Annotated in this window: 13 protein-coding genes; 8 read left to right on the forward strand and 5 right to left on the reverse strand. The window is 72.1% G+C overall.

The window, feature by feature from the left end:
• Nucleotides 1–80 precede the first annotated feature (80 nt).
• Both ACIBIW_RS03740 and ACIBIW_RS03745 read left to right on the forward strand, forming a co-directional pair.
• The gene (locus ACIBIW_RS03740) at nucleotides 81–632 is read left to right on the forward strand and encodes a cysteine hydrolase family protein (protein WP_399331511.1); all 552 of its coding nucleotides are present in this window, start codon (nucleotides 81–83) and stop codon (nucleotides 630–632) included.
• A complete protein-coding gene (locus ACIBIW_RS03745) occupies nucleotides 629–1,585 on the forward strand; it encodes a GlxA family transcriptional regulator (protein ID WP_399331513.1) in 957 nt (318 codons plus the stop codon). Before ACIBIW_RS03740 ends, ACIBIW_RS03745 begins: the two co-directional genes overlap by 4 nt.
• Before the next feature lie 167 nt (nucleotides 1,586–1,752).
• On the opposite strand, the gene tuf is transcribed toward ACIBIW_RS03745, so the two are convergent.
• The 4 genes from tuf to rpsL all read right to left on the reverse strand — a co-directional run bounded on the left by tuf (nucleotide 1,753) and on the right by rpsL (nucleotide 6,130).
• Complete coding sequence (gene tuf / locus ACIBIW_RS03750) at nucleotides 1,753–2,946, reverse strand: elongation factor Tu (protein ID WP_399331515.1); 1,194 nt, start codon at nucleotides 2,944–2,946, stop codon at nucleotides 1,753–1,755.
• Between the two features lie 178 nt (nucleotides 2,947–3,124).
• The gene (gene fusA / locus ACIBIW_RS03755; RefSeq protein ID WP_399331517.1) at nucleotides 3,125–5,245 is read right to left on the reverse strand and encodes an elongation factor G; all 2,121 of its coding nucleotides are present in this window, start codon (nucleotides 5,243–5,245) and stop codon (nucleotides 3,125–3,127) included.
• Nucleotides 5,246–5,284: 39 nt separating this feature from the next.
• Nucleotides 5,285–5,755 carry a 30S ribosomal protein S7 gene (rpsG, locus tag ACIBIW_RS03760; RefSeq protein ID WP_014674364.1) on the reverse strand — a complete coding sequence of 157 codons (471 nt, stop codon included), beginning with the start codon at nucleotides 5,753–5,755 and terminating at the stop codon, nucleotides 5,285–5,287.
• A 3-nt stretch (nucleotides 5,756–5,758) separates the two neighbouring features.
• Nucleotides 5,759–6,130, reverse strand: a complete 372-nt coding sequence (gene rpsL, locus ACIBIW_RS03765) for a 30S ribosomal protein S12 (protein WP_003948652.1) — start codon at nucleotides 6,128–6,130, stop codon at nucleotides 5,759–5,761.
• 595 nt (nucleotides 6,131–6,725) lie between these two features.
• On the opposite strand from rpsL, the gene ACIBIW_RS03770 reads away from it, so the two are divergent.
• The 6 genes from ACIBIW_RS03770 to ACIBIW_RS03795 all read left to right on the forward strand — a co-directional run bounded on the left by ACIBIW_RS03770 (nucleotide 6,726) and on the right by ACIBIW_RS03795 (nucleotide 13,680).
• On the forward strand, nucleotides 6,726–7,484 hold the full coding sequence (locus ACIBIW_RS03770; protein ID WP_399331520.1) for a Crp/Fnr family transcriptional regulator: 759 nt from the start codon (nucleotides 6,726–6,728) through the stop codon (nucleotides 7,482–7,484).
• Nucleotides 7,485–7,613: 129 nt separating this feature from the next.
• The gene (locus ACIBIW_RS03775; RefSeq protein ID WP_399331522.1) at nucleotides 7,614–8,450 is read left to right on the forward strand and encodes a hypothetical protein; all 837 of its coding nucleotides are present in this window, start codon (nucleotides 7,614–7,616) and stop codon (nucleotides 8,448–8,450) included.
• Nucleotides 8,447–10,789 (forward strand): hypothetical protein, encoded by a 2,343-nt coding sequence (locus ACIBIW_RS03780; RefSeq protein WP_399331525.1) that lies wholly within the window; start codon nucleotides 8,447–8,449, stop codon nucleotides 10,787–10,789. Before ACIBIW_RS03775 ends, ACIBIW_RS03780 begins: the two co-directional genes overlap by 4 nt.
• On the forward strand, nucleotides 10,702–11,874 hold the full coding sequence (locus ACIBIW_RS03785; RefSeq protein ID WP_399331527.1) for a hypothetical protein: 1,173 nt from the start codon (nucleotides 10,702–10,704) through the stop codon (nucleotides 11,872–11,874). Before ACIBIW_RS03780 ends, ACIBIW_RS03785 begins: the two co-directional genes overlap by 88 nt.
• Nucleotides 11,871–12,389: a Pycsar system effector family protein gene (locus ACIBIW_RS03790; protein ID WP_399331529.1), complete on the forward strand. Its 519-nt coding sequence runs from the start codon at nucleotides 11,871–11,873 to the stop codon at nucleotides 12,387–12,389. Before ACIBIW_RS03785 ends, ACIBIW_RS03790 begins: the two co-directional genes overlap by 4 nt.
• A gap of 73 nt (nucleotides 12,390–12,462) precedes the next feature.
• Entirely contained in the window at nucleotides 12,463–13,680 is a 1,218-nt protein-coding gene (locus tag ACIBIW_RS03795) for a M48 family metalloprotease (protein WP_399331531.1), read from the forward strand.
• A gap of 87 nt (nucleotides 13,681–13,767) precedes the next feature.
• Here ACIBIW_RS03795 and ACIBIW_RS03800 read toward each other — a convergent pair whose 3' ends face one another.
• Entirely contained in the window at nucleotides 13,768–17,691 is a 3,924-nt protein-coding gene (locus tag ACIBIW_RS03800; RefSeq protein WP_399331533.1) for a DNA-directed RNA polymerase subunit beta', read from the reverse strand.
• Nucleotides 17,692–17,823 lie beyond the last annotated feature (132 nt).

The raw sequence follows: 17,823 nt of genomic DNA on the forward strand, positions 1-17,823 counted from the left end.
CTCCCCCTGGCCCGATCGGTCCGCCCCCGGACCACATCGGCCCTGCCCGCACGGCGTCACCGCAGCTCAGAATGGTGGACATGAGCCGAGCACTGATTGTGATCGACGCGCAGGAGTCCTTCCGCGCCCGCGCCCAGTGGAGCGCGATCGCCAACCCGGACATCGCGGAGCCGATCGGCCGCCTGGTCGGCCTCGCCCGCGCCCACGCCGTCCCGGTGTACTGGGTGCTGCACACCGAGCCGGACAGCGGCGGCACCTTCGACCCCGGGCAGGGCCACGTACGGCCGCTCGCGGAGCTGGACGGGCCGCGCCCCGGCGAACCCGTGCTGTACAAGACGTCCCACAACGCGTTCACCACCACCAACCTCCAGCAGCGGCTGACCGCGGCGGGCGTGGGCGAGCTGTGGGTGTGCGGCATCCGCACCGAGCAGTGCGTGGAGACCACCACCAGGGTCGGCAGCGACCTCGGCTACCGCATGGTGTTCGTCACCGACGCCACCACCACGGAACCGGTCGGCGGGCTCGGCGCGGCGGAGATCGTCGAGCGCACCGAGGCCGTGCTGCGGGACCGCTTCGCGCGTATCGCCACCGTGGCGGAGCTGGCCGCGGAGCGGGAGGGCGCGGCGGCGTGAGCCGTGTCGTCTTCCTGCTGCTGCCCGGCGTGCACCTGCTCGACCTGGCGGGCCCCGCCCAGGTCTTCGGCACCGCCGACGACCTCGGGTGCCGCTACCGGCTGCACTACGTGGCCGAGCGGGAGCGGGTCGCCAGCGCGCAGGGCCTCACGCTGCACGCCCGCACCGACTGGCCCCGCCTCGGCCCCGGCGACCTGGTGGTGGTCCCCGGCTGGCACACCGCGGGCGGCGCCGCCGGGCCGCCGCTGGCCGCCGCCACGCTGGAGCGGCTGCGCGCGCACCACGCGGCGGGCGGCACCGTCGCCGGGGTGTGCGCCGGTACCGACGCGCTGGGCAGGGCGGGGCTGCTCGACGGGCGGCGCTGCACCACCCACCACGACGTCCAGGACGCGCTGGCGGCCCGCTACCCCAGGGCGGTCGTGGTGCGGGACGTGCTGTTCACCACCGACGACCGGGTGGTGACCTCTGCCGGTATCGCCAGCGGTATCGACCTCGCGCTGCATCTGCTCGCCGGGCGGCACGGGCCCGCGCTCGCCTCCCGGGTCGCCAGGGAGATGGTGGTGTACGCCCGCAGGGGCGGCCACGAGCCGCAGGCCAGCGCCCTGCTGCGGCACCGCTCCCATCTCGACGACACGGTGCACCGGGTGCAGGACGTGCTCGACGAGCGGTACGCGCAGCCGCTGCCGCTCGCCGGGCTCGCCGCCGGTGCCGGGGTCAGCGAACGCACCCTCACCCGGCTCTTCACCCGCGCCACCGGCGTGACCCCGCTGCGCTACCAGCAGTCGCTGCGTCTTGAGCGCGCCGAGCACCTGGTCAGCCAGGGCAGCACCGCGCAGGCCGCGGCCCGCGAGGTCGGCTTCGAGGACGCCCGCGCCCTGCGCCGCCTGCGCGCCCGCCACCGCGCCGTCCCCGCCGCCGACGACGGCACCGCCGCCGCTCCCCCGCGGCGCTGAGCCCCACGGGACCCGTACCGCCCGGCCGCGTACCGCCCCCGGGAACGCCGTCCCGTACCGCCCGCGGGAACGCCGGAAGGGGCCCCCGCGGCGAACCGCGGGAGCCCCTTCCAGAAGGTCGCGGGCCCCGGCGGCGAGACGGTTGCCGCCGCCGGAACCCGTGAGTACTACTTGATGATCTTGGTGACCTGGCCGGCGCCCACCGTACGACCACCCTCGCGGATGGCGAACTTCAGGCCCTCCTCCATGGCGACGGGCTGGATCAGCTCGACGCGCATCTCGGTGTTGTCGCCCGGCATGACCATCTCGGTGCCCTCGGGGAGGTTCACCACACCGGTCACGTCCGTGGTACGGAAGTAGAACTGCGGGCGGTAGTTGTTGAAGAACGGGGTGTGGCGGCCGCCCTCGTCCTTCGACAGGATGTACGCCTGCGCCTCGAACTCCGTGTGCGGGGTGACCGAGCCGGGCTTGATGATGACCTGGCCGCGCTCGACGTCCTCGCGCTTGACGCCACGGAGCAGCAGACCGACGTTCTCACCGGCCTGGCCCTCGTCGAGCAGCTTGCGGAACATCTCGATGCCGGTGACCGTGGTGGTGGTCTTTTCCGGCTTGATGCCGATGATGTCCACGGTCTCGTTGACCTTGAGGATGCCGCGCTCGATACGACCGGTGACGACGGTGCCACGACCGGTGATCGTGAAGACGTCCTCGATCGGCATCAGGAACGGCTTGTCGACGTCGCGCTCGGGCTCGGGGATGGACTCGTCCACGGCCTTCATCAGGTTGAGGACGGACTCACCCCACTCCTTGTCGCCCTCAAGGGCCTTCAGGGCCGAGACCTTGACGACCGGGACGTCGTCGCCCGGGAACTCGTACTCGGTGAGCAGCTCGCGGACCTCAAGCTCCACCAGCTCAAGGATCTCCTCGTCGTCCACCATGTCGGCCTTGTTCAGGGCGACGACGATGTACGGGACGCCCACCTGGCGGGCCAGGAGCACGTGCTCCTTGGTCTGCGGCATCGGGCCGTCGGTCGCGGCGACCACCAGGATCGCGCCGTCCATCTGGGCGGCACCGGTGATCATGTTCTTGATGTAGTCCGCGTGACCGGGGCAGTCGACGTGGGCGTAGTGACGCGTCTCGGTCTGGTACTCGACGTGCGCGATGGAGATGGTGATACCGCGCTGGCGCTCTTCAGGGGCCTTGTCGATCTGGTCGAAGGCCGAAGCCTCGTTCAGGTCCGGGTACGCGTCGTGCAGCACCTTGGTAATGGCGGCCGTGAGGGTCGTCTTACCGTGGTCGATGTGACCGATGGTGCCGATGTTGACGTGCGGCTTAGTCCGCTCGAACTTCGCCTTCGCCACTGGGGTCCTCCTGTGGAGTGGTTCTGTACGCCTTACTCATCGGCGCCAGGTGATCTTTGCTGGGAATCCCGGAGTCCGGGGCATTCCGCCAGGTTCGCGGTGGAATGCCCCGGTAGGCTCCGGAGTCAAGCCTAAGGCGTTGACGCGGGTACGTTCTGCCTGTCTTTCACCCGCGGACTTATTCGCCCTTGGCCTTCGCGATGATCTCCTCGGCGACGTTCCGCGGAACCTCGGCGTAGGAGTCGAACTGCATCGAGTAGCTGGCGCGACCCGATGTCTTGCTGCGGAGGTCGCCGACGTAGCCGAACATCTCCGAGAGCGGCACCAGACCCGTGACCAGCTTGGCCCCGTGGCGGTCCTCCATGGACTGGATCTGACCGCGGCGGGAGTTGATGTCGCCGATGACGTCGCCCATGTAGTCCTCGGGCGTCGTCACCTCGACCTTCATCATCGGTTCGAGCAGGGCCGGGCTGGCCTTGCGGGCGGCCTCCTTGAAGGCCATCGAACCGGCGATCTTGAAGGCCATCTCGGAGGAGTCGACCTCGTGGTAGGCACCGTCGAGGAGGATCACCCGGACACCCGTGAGCGGGTAGCCGGCGAGCACGCCGAACTCCATGGCCTCCTGGCAGCCGGCGTCCACCGAGGGGATGTACTCCCGGGGGATGCGGCCACCGGTCACCTTGTTCTCGAACTCGTAACCGTCGCCCTCAAGGGGCTCGATCGCGATCTGGACCTTGGCGAACTGACCGGAGCCACCGGTCTGCTTCTTGTGCGTGTAGTCGAGCCGCTCGACCGCCTTGCGCAGCGTCTCGCGGTACGCCACCTGCGGCTTGCCGACGTTGGCCTCGACCTTGAACTCGCGGCGCATGCGGTCGACCAGCACGTCGAGGTGCAGCTCGCCCATGCCGGAGATGATGGTCTGGCCGGTCTCCTCGTCGGTCTTGACGCGGAAGGACGGGTCCTCCTCGGCGAGGCGCTGGATGGCCACGCCCAGCTTCTCCTGGTCGCCCTTGGACTTCGGCTCGATCGCCACCTCGATGACGGGGGCCGGGAAGTCCATGGACTCCAGGATCACCGGGTTCGCCGGGTCGGACAGCGTCTCACCGGTGGTGGTCTGCTTGAGACCCATCACGGCGACGATGTCACCGGCGCCCACCGACTCGATCTCCTCACGCTTGTTCGCGTGCATACGGTAGATCTTGCCGATGCGCTCCTTCTTGCCCTTCACCGAGTTCTGCACCTGCGAGCCCGCGTTCAGGCGGCCCGAGTAGACCCGTACGAACGTGAGCTTGCCCAGGTGCGGGTCGCTCGCGATCTTGAAGGCGAGGGCGGAGAGCGGCTCCTCCTCGGAGGGGCGGCGCTTGATGACCTCGTCCGGGTTGCCCACGGCCTGGCCCTCGATCGCCTCGATGTCGAGGGGCGAGGGCAGGTAGCGCACCACCGCGTCGAGCAGGGGCTGCACGCCCTTGTTCTTGAACGCGGTGCCGCAGAAGACCGGGGTGACGGTGGTGCCATCGCCCTTGCCGGAGTTGATGGTCACGCGGCGGATCGCCTCGTAGAGCTGCTCCTCGGAGGGCTCCTCGCCCTCCAGGTACAGCTCCATCATCGCGTCGTCGTTCTCCGCGACGGCCTCAAGGAGCTTGCCGCGCCACTCGTCGGCGGCTTCCTTGTGGGTGTCGGGGATCTCGATGACGTCGTACGCCTCACCGAGCGCGGTCTCGGCCGACCACACGAGCGCCTTCATGCGGACCAGGTCCACGACGCCCTTGAAGTCGGCCTCGGCGCCGATCGGGAGCTGCATGACCAGCGGGGTGGCGCCCAGCCTGTCGACGATCATGTCGACACAGCGGTGGAACTCGGCGCCGGTGCGGTCGAGCTTGTTGACGAAGCAGATACGCGGCACGCCGTAGCGGTCCGCCTGACGCCACACGGTCTCGGACTGCGGCTCGACACCGGCTACGCCGTCGAACACCGTGACGGCACCGTCGAGGACGCGCAGCGAGCGCTCCACCTCGACCGTGAAGTCGACGTGGCCCGGGGTGTCGATGATGTTGATGGTGTGGTCGACGTCCTCAAGAGGCCAGTGACAGGTGGTGGCAGCAGAGGTGATCGTGATGCCACGCTCCTGCTCCTGCTCCATCCAGTCCATGGTGGCTGCGCCGTCATGGACCTCACCGATCTTGTACGAGACGCCGGTGTAGTACAGAATCCGCTCGGTGGTCGTCGTCTTGCCCGCGTCGATGTGGGCCATGATCCCGATGTTGCGGACCCTGGCCAGGTCAAGTGAAGTGGTAGCCATGAGGCTTCAGTCTTCTCTCGGTTCTCGATGGGGAAGCGACTACCAGCGGTAGTGCGCGAACGCCTTGTTGGACTCGGCCATCTTGTGCGTGTCCTCGCGCTTCTTCACGGCCGCGCCGAGGCCGTTGGAGGCGTCGAGCAGCTCGTTGAGCAGCCGCTCGGTCATGGTCTTCTCGCGGCGGGCACGGGAGTAGCCGACCAGCCAGCGCAGCGCGAGCGTGTTGGCACGGCCCGGCTTCACCTCGACCGGGACCTGGTAGGTGGCACCGCCGACGCGGCGGGACTTCACCTCAAGGGTGGGCTTGATGTTCTCCAGGGCGCGCTTGAGGGTGATGACCGGGTCGTTGCCGGTCTTCTCGCGCAGCCCCTCCATGGCGCCGTAGACGATGCGCTCGGCGGTGGAGCGCTTGCCGTTCAGCAGCACCTTGTTGATCAGGGAGGTCACCAGAGGAGAGCTGTAGACCGGGTCGATGATGACCGGGCGCTTCGGGGCAGGGCCCTTACGAGGCATGTCTTACTTCTCCTTCTTGGCGCCGTAACGGCTGCGGGCCTGCTTGCGGTTCTTGACACCCTGGGTGTCGAGCGAGCCACGGATGATCTTGTAGCGAACACCCGGCAGGTCCTTCACACGGCCGCCGCGCACGAGCACGATGGAGTGCTCCTGCAAGTTGTGTCCCTCACCCGGAATGTAGGCCGTGACCTCGATGCCCGAGGTCAGACGCACACGTGCGACCTTCCGCAGAGCGGAGTTCGGCTTCTTCGGGGTGGTCGTGAACACACGCGTGCAGACGCCGCGCCGCTGGGGGGAACCCTCCAGTGCGGGCGTCTTGTTCTTCTCGACCTTGTCCTGCCTGCCCTTGCGGACAAGCTGCTGGATCGTAGGCACTACTTCTCCGGTTTCTCTGTGCCGAGTAGTAAAGCTAACCTGGAACTTCTCCGACCCACGAGGTCGGGTGTGTCGGACTCCGCACGGCCCCCGCGAAGGCGGTTCAAGCACGGAGTCACGGTGGCCGTCTCGGACTCCCCGCGCGTGGCACATGACCACGGAAGGGCCGTTTCGAGGCACACACGGGGGCCAGGGCACACCCCAGGCACAAGGTCTGAGCGTAACCGGCGCGCCCCCTTCGGTCAAAATGAAACCGGGCCCCGCCCGAGCAGCCCGGATTCCTCCCCCGGGAGCGGGCCGCCCCCGCCCGGCGCCCGGGGCGCGCACCGAGGGCGTGCGCACCGGCCGCGCGCACCCGCTTCTGTCCCGCCTCCCGCACGGCGCCCGTACAGAACCGCCCCGGCGAGCGCCCCTCTGACCTGCGAGGACGAGCGCGGACGCGGGGCCGGGGCGGGCGGCGGGCGGATCGGGGGCGACGCCGGGGAGTCCCCTGGGGGAAATGGCTCGATATGGCCGCTCCGTTTCGGTTCATTCCCGTGTACTTCAGGCCATAACTCAGTAGCTTGAGCGCCCGCCATCGAATCGGGGGACCGTCATGACATCGGCCCAGATACCGGACCGCCCCGCCTCAGGACGGCAGCCCCGCCGCGAACCCGGCGACACCGGCCTCGACGACCGCGTGCCCTTCCTCGCCCGTCTTGAGGGCGGCGACCGCACCGCCCTGATGGGCCTCGGCACCGCGATGCGCTTCCCCGCCCGCACCGTCCTGCTGCACCAGTACGAGCCGTCGTCCCATGTGCTCGTGCTGCACCAGGGCTGGACCAAGGTGACCGCCTCGGCGAGCAACGGCTACGAGGCGCTGCTCGCGCTGCGCGGCCCCGGCGACATCGTGGGCGAGTCCGCCGTGTTCACCGGCCGGCCGCGCGCCGCCACCGTGACCGCGCTGGAGGAAGTGCGCACCAACGCCGTGCCGCGGCGGGACTTCACCGACTTCCTCGCCTCGTCGGCCAGCGCCTCCCTCGCGCTGCTCGGCCTCACCTCCGACCGTACGAGGGCCGCCGACCGGCGCAGGCTCCAGTTCGCCTCGATGAGCGTCAGGGAGCGTCTTGCGGCGCTGCTGCTCGACCTGGCGAGGACCCATGGGCAGCACACCGCGGAGGGCGTCGAGCTGTCGATACCGCTCAGCAAGCAGGAGCTGGCGGGGTCGGTGGGGGCCTCGCGGGAGATGGTGCAGCGGCTCCTGCGGGACCTGCGCGAGCGCGGGGTCGTCAGCACCGGCAGGCGGCGCATGGTGATCACCAGGCCCGAGGTGCTGCGCCGTATCGCGGGCACGGAGCCGCTGTCGCCGGGCTGAGCACCGGGGCCCGCGGGCCAGGCCCGGGCAACTGTGCACACGGTCACACTCCGAGTGGGACATCCGCCCTCACCACTCCGGCGGGCGCGCGGCCAGCCTGGTCGCACGCCACACGACCGGAGGCCCGCCATGACCGACCCCGTCAGCCGCACCATGCTGCTCCTCGACATCGAACGGTTCAGCCACCGGGACGACGTCGAGCAGGCGTATCTGCGCCGGATGCTCTACGACGTCGTCGAGCCGACGCTGGAGAGCACGGGCGCCGACGGCACCGGGGCGCTGCGCGCCGACCGCGGCGACGGGCTGATGGTCCTCATCGACGCGAACATCCCCCTCACCCGGGTGCTGCGCACGGTGCTCGTGGAGATCCCGGCGCGGCTGCACGCCGTGAACCGGATGGCGTCGGCCACCGCGCGGATGCGGCTGCGCGGCGTCGTCGCCGTCGGACAGGTCGCCGTCGACCCCTACGACGGCTGGGTCGGCAGCGATCTGAACCTCGCCTGCCGGCTCCTCGACGCCGACCCGCTGCGGGCCGCACTCGCCGCGCGCGCCGACGACTTCGCGCTCTGTGTCTCCGCCGAGGTGCACAGCGGCGTCGTCCGCCACGGCCACCCCGGCATCCCGACGACCGCGTTCCACCCGATGACGGTGCCGAGCAAGAACGGCCCGCTCGCCGCCTGGCTGTACGGCGCACCGCCGCAGGACACCCCGGCATCCACCCCGGAACCCGCCCCGGCGCCCGCGGCGGAGGGCGGCGCGCGGGAGCAGGACGGCCGGGCCCGGGACGGGGCGGACGGGGGCCGCGCGAGCGCGGACGGGCAGGCGCCCGCGGGCACGGTGATGACCGTCGGCGACCGTGCCAGGTTCGGCGGCAGCATGGTCGGACGTGACCTCAGGGGCGTCGGCGGCGACGCACGCGGCCCCGTGCCCTCGCCCTCCGACGACGGCACGGGGGAGCCGGAGTGAGCACCCCCGCACCCGCCTCGCCGCACGCGGACCACGCACCGCCCGACGAGCCGCCGCCCGACGAGGCGGCCGAGGAGCCCGACCGGCCCCAGGACGCCTGGTCGGCCCGGCGCGACCTGCGCAGCCACGCCCCGACGAGCATGCGCGTCGGACACCGCGCCTCCTTCGACGGCAGCATGGTCGGCGGGGACTTCCAGGGCGTCGGCGGCGACGCACGCGACGTCTTCTTCGGCGGCACCACCGAGATCCACTACACCGTCCCCGGCTCCCCGGCCCGCGCCGCGGGCGAGGTGCCCGCGGCCGCGGTCGCCGGGCTCGCCGCGTCGTTCGCGGCCCCCGAGCCCGCCTTCCGCGACCTGGTGGAGCGGCTGCGCACCGAGCGCGTCCTCGTCCTGACGGGCCCCGCGCACTCCGGACGCCGCACCGCCGCCCTGATGCTGCTGCGCCGGCTGGGCGCCGCCCCGCTGCGGGTGCTCGCCCCCGACACCCCGCAGGACGAACTGGCCGCGCGGTGCGCCGCGAAGGCCGACGGGGACGGGGACACCCCGCGCGGGCTGCTGCTCTGCGATCCCGCGCCGGGCGCGGGGGCCGACCGGGCTTTGGGCGAGGCGCCGCTGCTCGCCGCGCGCGAGGCGCTGGCCGCGCACCACGCCTACCTCGTCGTCACCGCGGACGCCGCCCCCCGGCTCGGCGACGTGGCCGTCGCCCGCTGGGCACCGCCGCCGCCGCGCGACGTGCTCGCGGCCCACCTCGGCGCGGCGGGCGCCGACGCCGCCGCCGTCGCGCGGCTGCTGGCCCACCCCACCGCGGCCGGGCTGCTCACGGGCGCCCGGCAGCCGCGGGAACTGGCCGCCTTCGCCGGGCTGCTGGCCCGGTACGCGGCGGGCGAGGCCGACGAGGAGGAGCTGCGCCTGTTCCCCGCGCGGGCGGCGCAGGAGCAGGTGGCCGAGTGGCTCGGCGCCGACGAGGAGGAGCTGCCGCTGCGGGAGAAGGCGTTCCTCGTCGCGCTCGCCGCTTTCGACGGGGCCCCGTACGCGCTCACCGCCGAACTCGGGGACCTGCTGCACGCGCTGCTCCAGCGCACCCAGGACCCGGCCCTGCCGCCCAGGGTCCCGGTGTTCGGCACCCACCCCGCGCGGCGGCTGCGCCTCGCCCGCGCCCACCAGCGCCCGCGGATGGCGGACACCGAGTGGGGGCCGGTGAACCAGCTCACCGCCGCCTTCCACGACGAGGACACCGCCCCCGTCCTGCTGCGCGAGGTGTGGACCTCCCACCCCTCCGCCCGGCCCGCACTGGTCCGCTGGCTCCTCGAACTCGCCGACGACGCACGCCCGTTGGTCCGCACCCGGGCCGCGGCGACCGCGGCCGTGTTCGCCCTGCACGACCTGCCCTCCGCGATGGCACTCGTCATCGGGAGGCTGGCCGACTCCCGCCGCTACCGGCACCGCACCGTCGCCGCCACCGCGCTGACCCTCGCCCACCGCATCGGCGCCCCGAACGTGCTCCGCGTCCTCGACGACTGGTGCGGCGGCGCCCCCGAGAACCCCGCCGCCGCCGAGGCCCGCTGCTGGAGCGCGATCCGCGCGCTCTGCCTCCTCGGCCCCGAACACCCGGGCCCGGCCCTCACCGCGCTGCGCGGGGCGGCCCGCGCCCACCCGCGGCCCGACGGCGCCGACGGCGCTCCCGGCGCCCTCGCCACGGCGCTCGCGGAGGCGGTGGCGCTGCTGCTCCTGTCCCCGGCGTGCGCGCAGGTCGCCGCGGAGCTGGCGGCCGACCTGCGCGACCCCGACCCCGCGGTGCGCGCCGCCGCCCTCGGCGGCTTCCTGCTCGCCTGCGAGCACCCCCAGGACGAGGGCCCGACACCCCCGGTCCTGCACCGGTACGCGCGCTCGGCCGCCGTGCGCGCCCCCGTCACCGCGCTGTGGCGGGCCGCCCTCGACGACCCGGCCCACCGCCGCCGCGCCCTCGACGCGCTGCGGCGCTGGGTGTACGCCGCCGACGGCTCACGGGACACCGAGTGGGCGCTCGCCGCGCTGCTGCCCTCCCTCGTCACCACCGCGGAGGAACGGCGGCGCCTCGACCACCTGCTCGGCTCCGTACCCGGCGCGGGCGGCGGGGCCCCGCCCGCGGCCGCGGCCCGGCTGCGCACCGTCCTCGCCGCGCCCCGCCGGCGGCCCGCGCCGCAACAGCCCGCCGGAGAGACCAGAGAAGCAAGAGAAGCAAGAAAAACCGGAGAAGGAGACGAGGAGCCATGTCGGAATTCCACGCCCGCGCCCCCGGGCCCCGGCCCGTCCCCCCGCCCGAGTGGGACCAGGGGGCCGACCGGGGCAGCGAGCTGACCGACCCGGTCGTCAGCATCAGACAGCTCGGCGCCTTCGAGTTCACCCGCAGGTCCCACAGCCGTATCGACCACGCCCTGGTGTTCGCCACCCCGGGCGGGGCCCACGTCGCCTATCTGCCGCCGCGCCGCCCCGGCAGGGCCACCGTCGCGGCCCGCCGCTTCACGGCCGTGTACGAGGTCGACACCGGGGTCCACCCGGTGCACACGTCGCTGCGGCTGCCGAGCGACAACGACGCGTTCGAGTTCGACGCGGACCTCGACCTGTCCTGGCAGGTGGTGGACCCCGCCCTGTTCGTCGGCAGCGGGCAGCGCGACGTACCGGGGCTGCTGCTCGCGGAGCTACAGCTCATGGCGCGCCCGCTGGCCCGGCAGTACCCGATCGCGGCGAGCGCGGGCGCGGAGGCCGCGCTCGCCCGGGCGCTGGCCGGATACGGGCCGCTGGGCACGGCCGCGGGGCTGCGCGCCCGGCTCACCCTGCGGCTGCGCAGGGACCAGGACAACATCGACCACCAACTGCGGCTCCGGGCGATCGACCACACCGCGGCCGAGCGCATCCGCGAGACCCACCGCGGCGGCGAGCACGACGCCGCGGTGGCCGACCGCACCAGGGACCAGGACGCCCGCGACCACGCTCGCGCCCTGCGGCAGGCCGGGTACGAGGCAGAACTGCGGGCCTGGGAGGCCGAGAAGATCGCGTTCTACCAGTGGTACCTGGAGCAGGGCGGGGTGCACGGCTGGGCGCTGCACCTCGCGGAGCACCCGGAGGACTCCCGGCTCGTGATGGAGAGCCTGCGGGCCGACCAGCTCCAGTTGATCCAGTCCCAGATGCAGCTCGTACGCGAACTCCTCGGCGGCGAGAGCGCCGAGGACCACGAACTCGCCGAGCCCAAGCGGCTCGCCCTGCGCACCGTCAGCGACATCCTCACCCAGCGCCTGCCCGGGGTCCCCCACGGCACCGCGCTCCCCCCTGCCGACCCGCCGGCGCCGCCCGCCGACTGGCAGCCGCCGCCCGGATACGGCGCCTCCCCGCTGGCCCCCGGCACCGGGACCGCGCCACCCGCGGAGCCGGACGGCGCGCCATGACCGCCGCGGGCGCCCAGGGCACCGCGGGCGTGCGCACCGCGGAACGGCTGCTGCGGGACCTGCGTACGGACATCGCCCGCGCCGACACCAAGGCGTCGATCCTGGTCGCCGTGCTCGGCTCGGGAGCCGGGGCGCTCGGCGGCGGCACCCTCGGCGACCGTGAGCCGCCGCCCGGCCGGTTCGCCGGGGCCGCGGCCCCACTCTGGTGGACGGGGCTCGCCGCGCTCGCGGTCTCGATCACCTGCCTGATGCTCGCGGTGCTGCCCCGCTACCGCGGCCCCGTGTGGCGCCCCGGCGCCCCGCTCACGTACTTCGGCGACGTCCGGCAGGCCGCCCGCGAGGGGCGGCTGGCCGACGCGCTCGCCGCGACGGAACGCGAACCGGTCGCGGGCCTGGTGACCGCGCTCACCGAGAACAGCCGGATCGCCCTGCGCAAGCACCAGTGGATACACCGGGGGCTGCTCGCCCTGTGCGCTGCCGCGGTGCTGCTCCCGCTCGCCCTGCTCCTGAACTGACCGCCGCCTCAGCCGCGGCCGCCCGCCCCGCACACCGCACCCCCCACGCCGCACCCAGAAGGGAAGAACACCCATGCCCCAGCCGCAGGAACCGACCGCACCCGGGCAGCCGCCCGGCTACCCGAGCGCCCCACGACCGCCCTCGTACCCGGCCCCGCCCTCCTACCCCGACCGCCCCGCGCCCGTGGAACCGGCAGCGGCGGCACCGGCCCCCGCTGCCGCCACCGCGCCGCCCGCGCCGCCCCTGCCGCAGGCGCCGCCCGGCGCTCCCGTGCAGCGGCCGCTGCCGCCTCCCGTCGCCCACACTCCGGGCTCCCGGCCGCCCGGGCCGCCACCGCGGCAGGCGCCGGAGCCGGGCGGCGCGGCGGCGGGCCGCGTCCACATCACCAGGCGGCAGCGGCGCACCGACCTCGCCGCCGTCGGCAACCTGCTGCTGCACATGCCCAACTTCGTGTGCAGCCTCCTCGTGATGGAGGTGGTCGCGCTGCCGTTCGGCACGGCGGGGCAGTTCCTGCCGCTGGCCTGGCTGCTGAGCGGCGCGCTGGTCTTCAACCGGCGCGTGGAGCGCGTCTTCGCGCACCGGGTGCTGAAGCTGCGCCGCCCCGCGCCCGACGAGCGCGACCGGATGGCGCCCGTCTGGCGCGAGGTCACCGCGCGCGCCGGGGCCGACGCGTCCCGGTACGAGCTGTGGGTGCAGGAGTCGCGTGAGCTGAACGCGCTTGCGGCGGCCGGGCATGTGGTGGCCGTGACCCGCTTCGCGCTTGAGGAGCTGCCCGCGGAGGAGCTGGCCGCGGTGCTCGCGCACGAACTCGGCCACCATGTCGGCGGCCACGCCTGGTCGTCGCTCCTCGGCATCTGGTACGCGCTGCCGGGCAGGATCGTCTTCCGGGTGTGGCTCGCCTGGGTGCGGTTCTGGCTGCGGGTGTCGTCGTGCTTCGGCGCGGTCGGGGTGCTCGCCGTGTACGGCGGGTTCGCGCTGGTGGCGGTGGTCAGCGTGGGCACCCTGTACGGGCTCCCGCTGTTCTTCCTTGTGCTGCCGTACCTGCTGGCGTATGTGAGCCGCCGCGCCGAGCTGCGGGCCGACCGGCAGGCCGCGGCGCTGGGCTTCGGCGCGCCGCTGCTGACGGTGCTGCGCCGGTTCCACACCGCCGAGGAGCAGGAGCGGCTGATCGCGGCGCGGCAGGCGGGGGGCCCGGTGCGGCGCAAGCGCCTGGCCGCCCTGCTCGCCACCCACCCCGAGCCGTACGCGCGCATGCACCGGCTCATCCCGCTGCTGGAGAAGGGGCGCTGAGCGGGCCCGTGGAACGCCGCGGGGCGGCCACCCCCCGAAGGGAGCGGCCGCCCCGTGGTGACGCCGGTATTGACCCGGTGGCGCGGACTACTGGTTGTAAGGCCCGTAGTCGTAGTCCTCCAGCGGTACCGCCTGGCCCGAGCCGGTGCCGAAGGGCGAGTAGTCGATGTCGTCGTAGCCGACGGCCGAGTACATCGCGGCCTTCGCCTCCTCGGTGGGCTCCACCCGGATGTTGCGGTAGCGGGACAGGCCCGTTCCTGCCGGGATGAGCTTGCCGATGATCACGTTCTCCTTGAGGCCGATGAGGGAGTCGGACTTGGCGTTGATCGCCGCATCCGTGAGGACCCTCGTCGTCTCCTGGAACGACGCCGCCGACAGCCACGACTCGGTGGCAAGCGACGCCTTCGTGATGCCCATGAGCTGCGGGCGCCCGGAGGCCGGGTGACCGCCCTCCTGGACCACGCGGCGGTTCTCGGTCTCGAACTTCGAGCGCTCGACCAGCTCGCCGGGCAGCAGCTCCGCGTCGCCGGACTCGATGATCGTCACCCGGCGCAGCATCTGCCGGATGATGATCTCGATGTGCTTGTCGTGGATCGACACGCCCTGCGAGTTGTAGACCTTCTGGACCTCGCCGACCAGGTGCACCTGCACCGCGCGCTGGCCGAGGATGCGCAGCACGTCGTGCGGGTTGGTGGCACCCACGGTGAGCTTCTCGCCCACCTCGACCCGGCCGCCCTCCTGGGCCAGGAGCCTGGCGCGCTTCGAGATCGGGTACGCCGTCTCGTCGCTGCCGTCGTCCGGGGTGACGATGATCTTCTTGGTCTTCTCGGTCTCCTCGATCCGCACCCGTCCCGACGCCTCGGAGATCGGGGCGACGCCCTTCGGGGTACGGGCCTCGAACAGCTCGACGACACGCGGCAGACCCTGCGTGATGTCGTCACCCGCCACACCGCCGGTGTGGAAGGTGCGCATCGTGAGCTGGGTGCCGGGCTCGCCGATGGACTGCGCGGCGATGATGCCGACGGCCTCGCCGATGTCCACCAGCTTGCCGGTGGCCAGCGAACGCCCGTAGCACATGGCGCAGGTGCCGACGGCGGACTCGCAGGTCAGCACCGAGCGGGTCTTGACCTCCTCGATGCCGTGCCGCACCAGCTCGTCGATGAGCACGTCGCCCAGGTCGGTGTTGGCCGGGGCCAGCACCTTGCCGTCCGCGACGATGTCCTCGGCGAGGGCGCGCGCGTACACGCTGGTCTCGACGTTGTCCGCCTTGCGCAGGACGCCGTCGGCGCCGCGCTCGGCGATCGCCAGGCGCAGGCCGCGGTCGGTGCCGCAGTCCTCCTCGCGGATGATGACGTCCTGGGAGACGTCCACGAGGCGCCGGGTGAGGTAGCCGGAGTCGGCGGTGCGCAGCGCGGTGTCGGCGAGGCCCTTACGGGCGCCGTGGGTGGAGATGAAGTACTCCAGCACGGACAGGCCCTCGCGGAACGACGCCTTGATGGGACGCGGGATGGTCTCGTTCTTGGCGTTGGACACCAGACCGCGCATACCGGCGATCTGCCGCATCTGCATCATGTTTCCGCGCGCACCCGAGTTGACCATCATGAAGATCGGGTTGGTCTTCGGGAAGTTCGCGTTCATGGCCTCGGCGACCTCGTTGGTCGCCTTCGTCCAGATCGCGATGAGTTCCTGGGTGCGCTCGTCCTTGGTGATGAGACCGCGCTCGTACTGCTTCTGGACCTTCTCGTCCTGGGCCTCGTAACCCCGGACGATCTCCTTCTTCGCCTCGGGGACGACGACGTCCGAGATGGCGACGGTGACGCCGGAGCGGGTGGCCCAGAAGAAGCCGGCCGCCTTCAGGTTGTCGAGCGTGGCCGCCACGATGACCTTCGGGTAGCGCTCGGCGAGGTCGTTGACGATCTCGGAGAGCTGCTTCTTGCCGACCTCGTAGTCGACGAACGGGTAGTCCTCGGGCAGCAGTTCGTTGAAGAGCGCGCGGCCCAGGGTCGTCTTCAGCCGGAACGGGTCGCCGGGCTGCCACTCGGCCGCGCCCACCTCGGCGGTGTACGACTCGGCGTCCTCGGGCACCTGGGGCGTCCAGCCGCGCGGCGGGATGGTGCCCACCGGGAAGCGGATGTCGACCTTCGACTGGAGCGACAGGTCGCCCGCGTCGAACGCCATGATCGCCTCGGCGACGGACGCGAAGGGACGCTCCTCGCCCTTGAGGTCGCGCTCGCCGCCGTCGGTGGTGAGGAAGAACAGGCCCAGCACCATGTCCTGGGTCGGCATCGTCACAGGACGGCCGTCGGCCGGCTTGAGGATGTTGTTCGAGGACAGCATCAGGATGCGGGCCTCGGCCTGCGCCTCCGCGGACAGCGGCAGGTGCACGGCCATCTGGTCACCGTCGAAGTCCGCGTTGAACGCGGTGCACACGAGCGGGTGGATCTGGATGGCCTTGCCCTCGACGAGCTGCGGCTCGAACGCCTGGATGCCGAGGCGGTGCAGGGTCGGCGCGCGGTTGAGCAGCACCGGGTGCTCCGCGATGACCTCTTCCAGGACGTCGTACACGACCGTGCGGCCGCGCTCGACCATGCGCTTGGCGGACTTGATGTTCTGCGCGTGGTTGAGGTCCACCAGGCGCTTCATCACGAACGGCTTGAACAGTTCGAGCGCCATCGCCTTGGGCAGACCGCACTGGTGCAGCTTGAGCTGCGGGCCGACGACGATCACGGAGCGGGCCGAGTAGTCGACGCGCTTGCCGAGCAGGTTCTGGCGGAACCGGCCCTGCTTGCCCTTGAGCATGTCGGACAGCGACTTCAGCGGGCGGTTGCCGGGGCCCGTGACCGGGCGGCCGCGGCGGCCGTTGTCGAAGAGCGCGTCCACGGCCTCCTGGAGCATGCGCTTCTCGTTGTTCACGATGATCTCGGGCGCGCCGAGGTCGAGAAGCCGCTTCAGGCGGTTGTTGCGGTTGATGACGCGGCGGTACAGGTCGTTCAGGTCGGAGGTCGCGAAGCGGCCGCCGTCGAGCTGCACCATGGGGCGCAGGTCCGGCGGGATCACCGGGACGCAGTCCAGCACCATGCCCTTGGGGCTGTTGCTGGTCTGGAGGAACGCGGAGACGACCTTGAGGCGCTTGAGCGCGCGGGTCTTCTTCTGGCCCTTGCCGGTACGGATGATCTCGCGGAGCTTCTCGGCCTCCTCGTCGAGGTCGAAGGACTCCAGGCGCTTCTGGAGCGCGGCGGCGCCCATCGAGCCGTCGAAGTAGGTGCCGAAGCGGTCCCGCAGCTCGCGGTAGAGCAGCTCGTCGCCCTCCAGGTCCTGGACCTTGAGGTTCTTGAACCTGTTCCACACCTCGTCGAGCCGGTCGATCTCGCGCTGGGCGCGGTCGCGGAGCTGCTTCATCTCGCGCTCGGCGCCCTCGCGGACCTTGCGGCGCACGTCGGCCTTGGCGCCCTCGGCCTCAAGCTCGGCCAGGTCGGTCTCAAGCTTCTTGGCGCGGGCCTCCAGGTCGGCGTCGCGGCGCTGCTCGACCTGCTGGCGCTCCACGGAGACATGGGCCTCCAGGGACGGCAGGTCGCGGGTGCGGCGCTCCTCGTCCACGTACGTGATCATGTACGCGGCGAAGTAGATGACCTTCTCCAGGTCCTTCGGGGCGAGGTCCAGCAGGTAGCCAAGGCGGGACGGGACGCCCTTGAAGTACCAGATGTGGGTGACGGGCGCGGCCAGTTCGATGTGGCCCATCCGCTCACGGCGCACCTTGGCGCGAGTGACCTCGACGCCGCAGCGCTCACAGATGATGCCCTTGAAGCGGACGCGCTTGTACTTGCCGCAGTAGCACTCCCAGTCCCGGGTGGGGCCGAAGATCTTCTCGCAGAAGAGGCCGTCCTTCTCGGGCTTGAGGGTGCGGTAGTTGATGGTTTCTGGCTTCTTGACCTCGCCGTGTGACCACTGGCGGATGTCGTCAGCGGTGGCAAGGCCGATGCGCAGCTCGTCGAAGAAGTTGACGTCGAGCACTTGTCGTCAATCCCTCTTTCGGGGGTCGTGCCCTTCGTGTAGCGGACGAAGGGCGCCGTGTGGTCTGACTGGGGTCCGGATGGGGGCCTCCGGGTCCTTGCGGTCCCGGGGGAGGCGGGGGCTTGCCGGGAC

It is taken from the genome of Streptomyces sp. NPDC050560, assembly GCF_044457285.1.
Classification (GTDB): Bacteria; Actinomycetota; Actinomycetes; order Streptomycetales; family Streptomycetaceae; genus Streptomyces.

Excerpts from the sequence above, each read along its gene's own strand:
- ACIBIW_RS03740 (WP_399331511.1), top strand. The coding sequence starts at position 81 with ATGAGCCGAGCACTGATTGTGATCGACGCGCAGGAGTCCTTCCGCGCC.
- fusA (WP_399331517.1), bottom strand. The coding sequence starts at position 5,245 with ATGGCTACCACTTCACTTGACCTGGCCAGGGTCCGCAACATCGGGATC.
- rpsG (WP_014674364.1), bottom strand. The coding sequence starts at position 5,755 with ATGCCTCGTAAGGGCCCTGCCCCGAAGCGCCCGGTCATCATCGACCCG.
- ACIBIW_RS03770 (WP_399331520.1), top strand. The coding sequence starts at position 6,726 with ATGACATCGGCCCAGATACCGGACCGCCCCGCCTCAGGACGGCAGCCC.
- ACIBIW_RS03775 (WP_399331522.1), top strand. The coding sequence starts at position 7,614 with ATGACCGACCCCGTCAGCCGCACCATGCTGCTCCTCGACATCGAACGG.
- ACIBIW_RS03785 (WP_399331527.1), top strand. The coding sequence starts at position 10,702 with ATGTCGGAATTCCACGCCCGCGCCCCCGGGCCCCGGCCCGTCCCCCCG.
- ACIBIW_RS03790 (WP_399331529.1), top strand. The coding sequence starts at position 11,871 with ATGACCGCCGCGGGCGCCCAGGGCACCGCGGGCGTGCGCACCGCGGAA.
- ACIBIW_RS03795 (WP_399331531.1), top strand. The coding sequence starts at position 12,463 with ATGCCCCAGCCGCAGGAACCGACCGCACCCGGGCAGCCGCCCGGCTAC.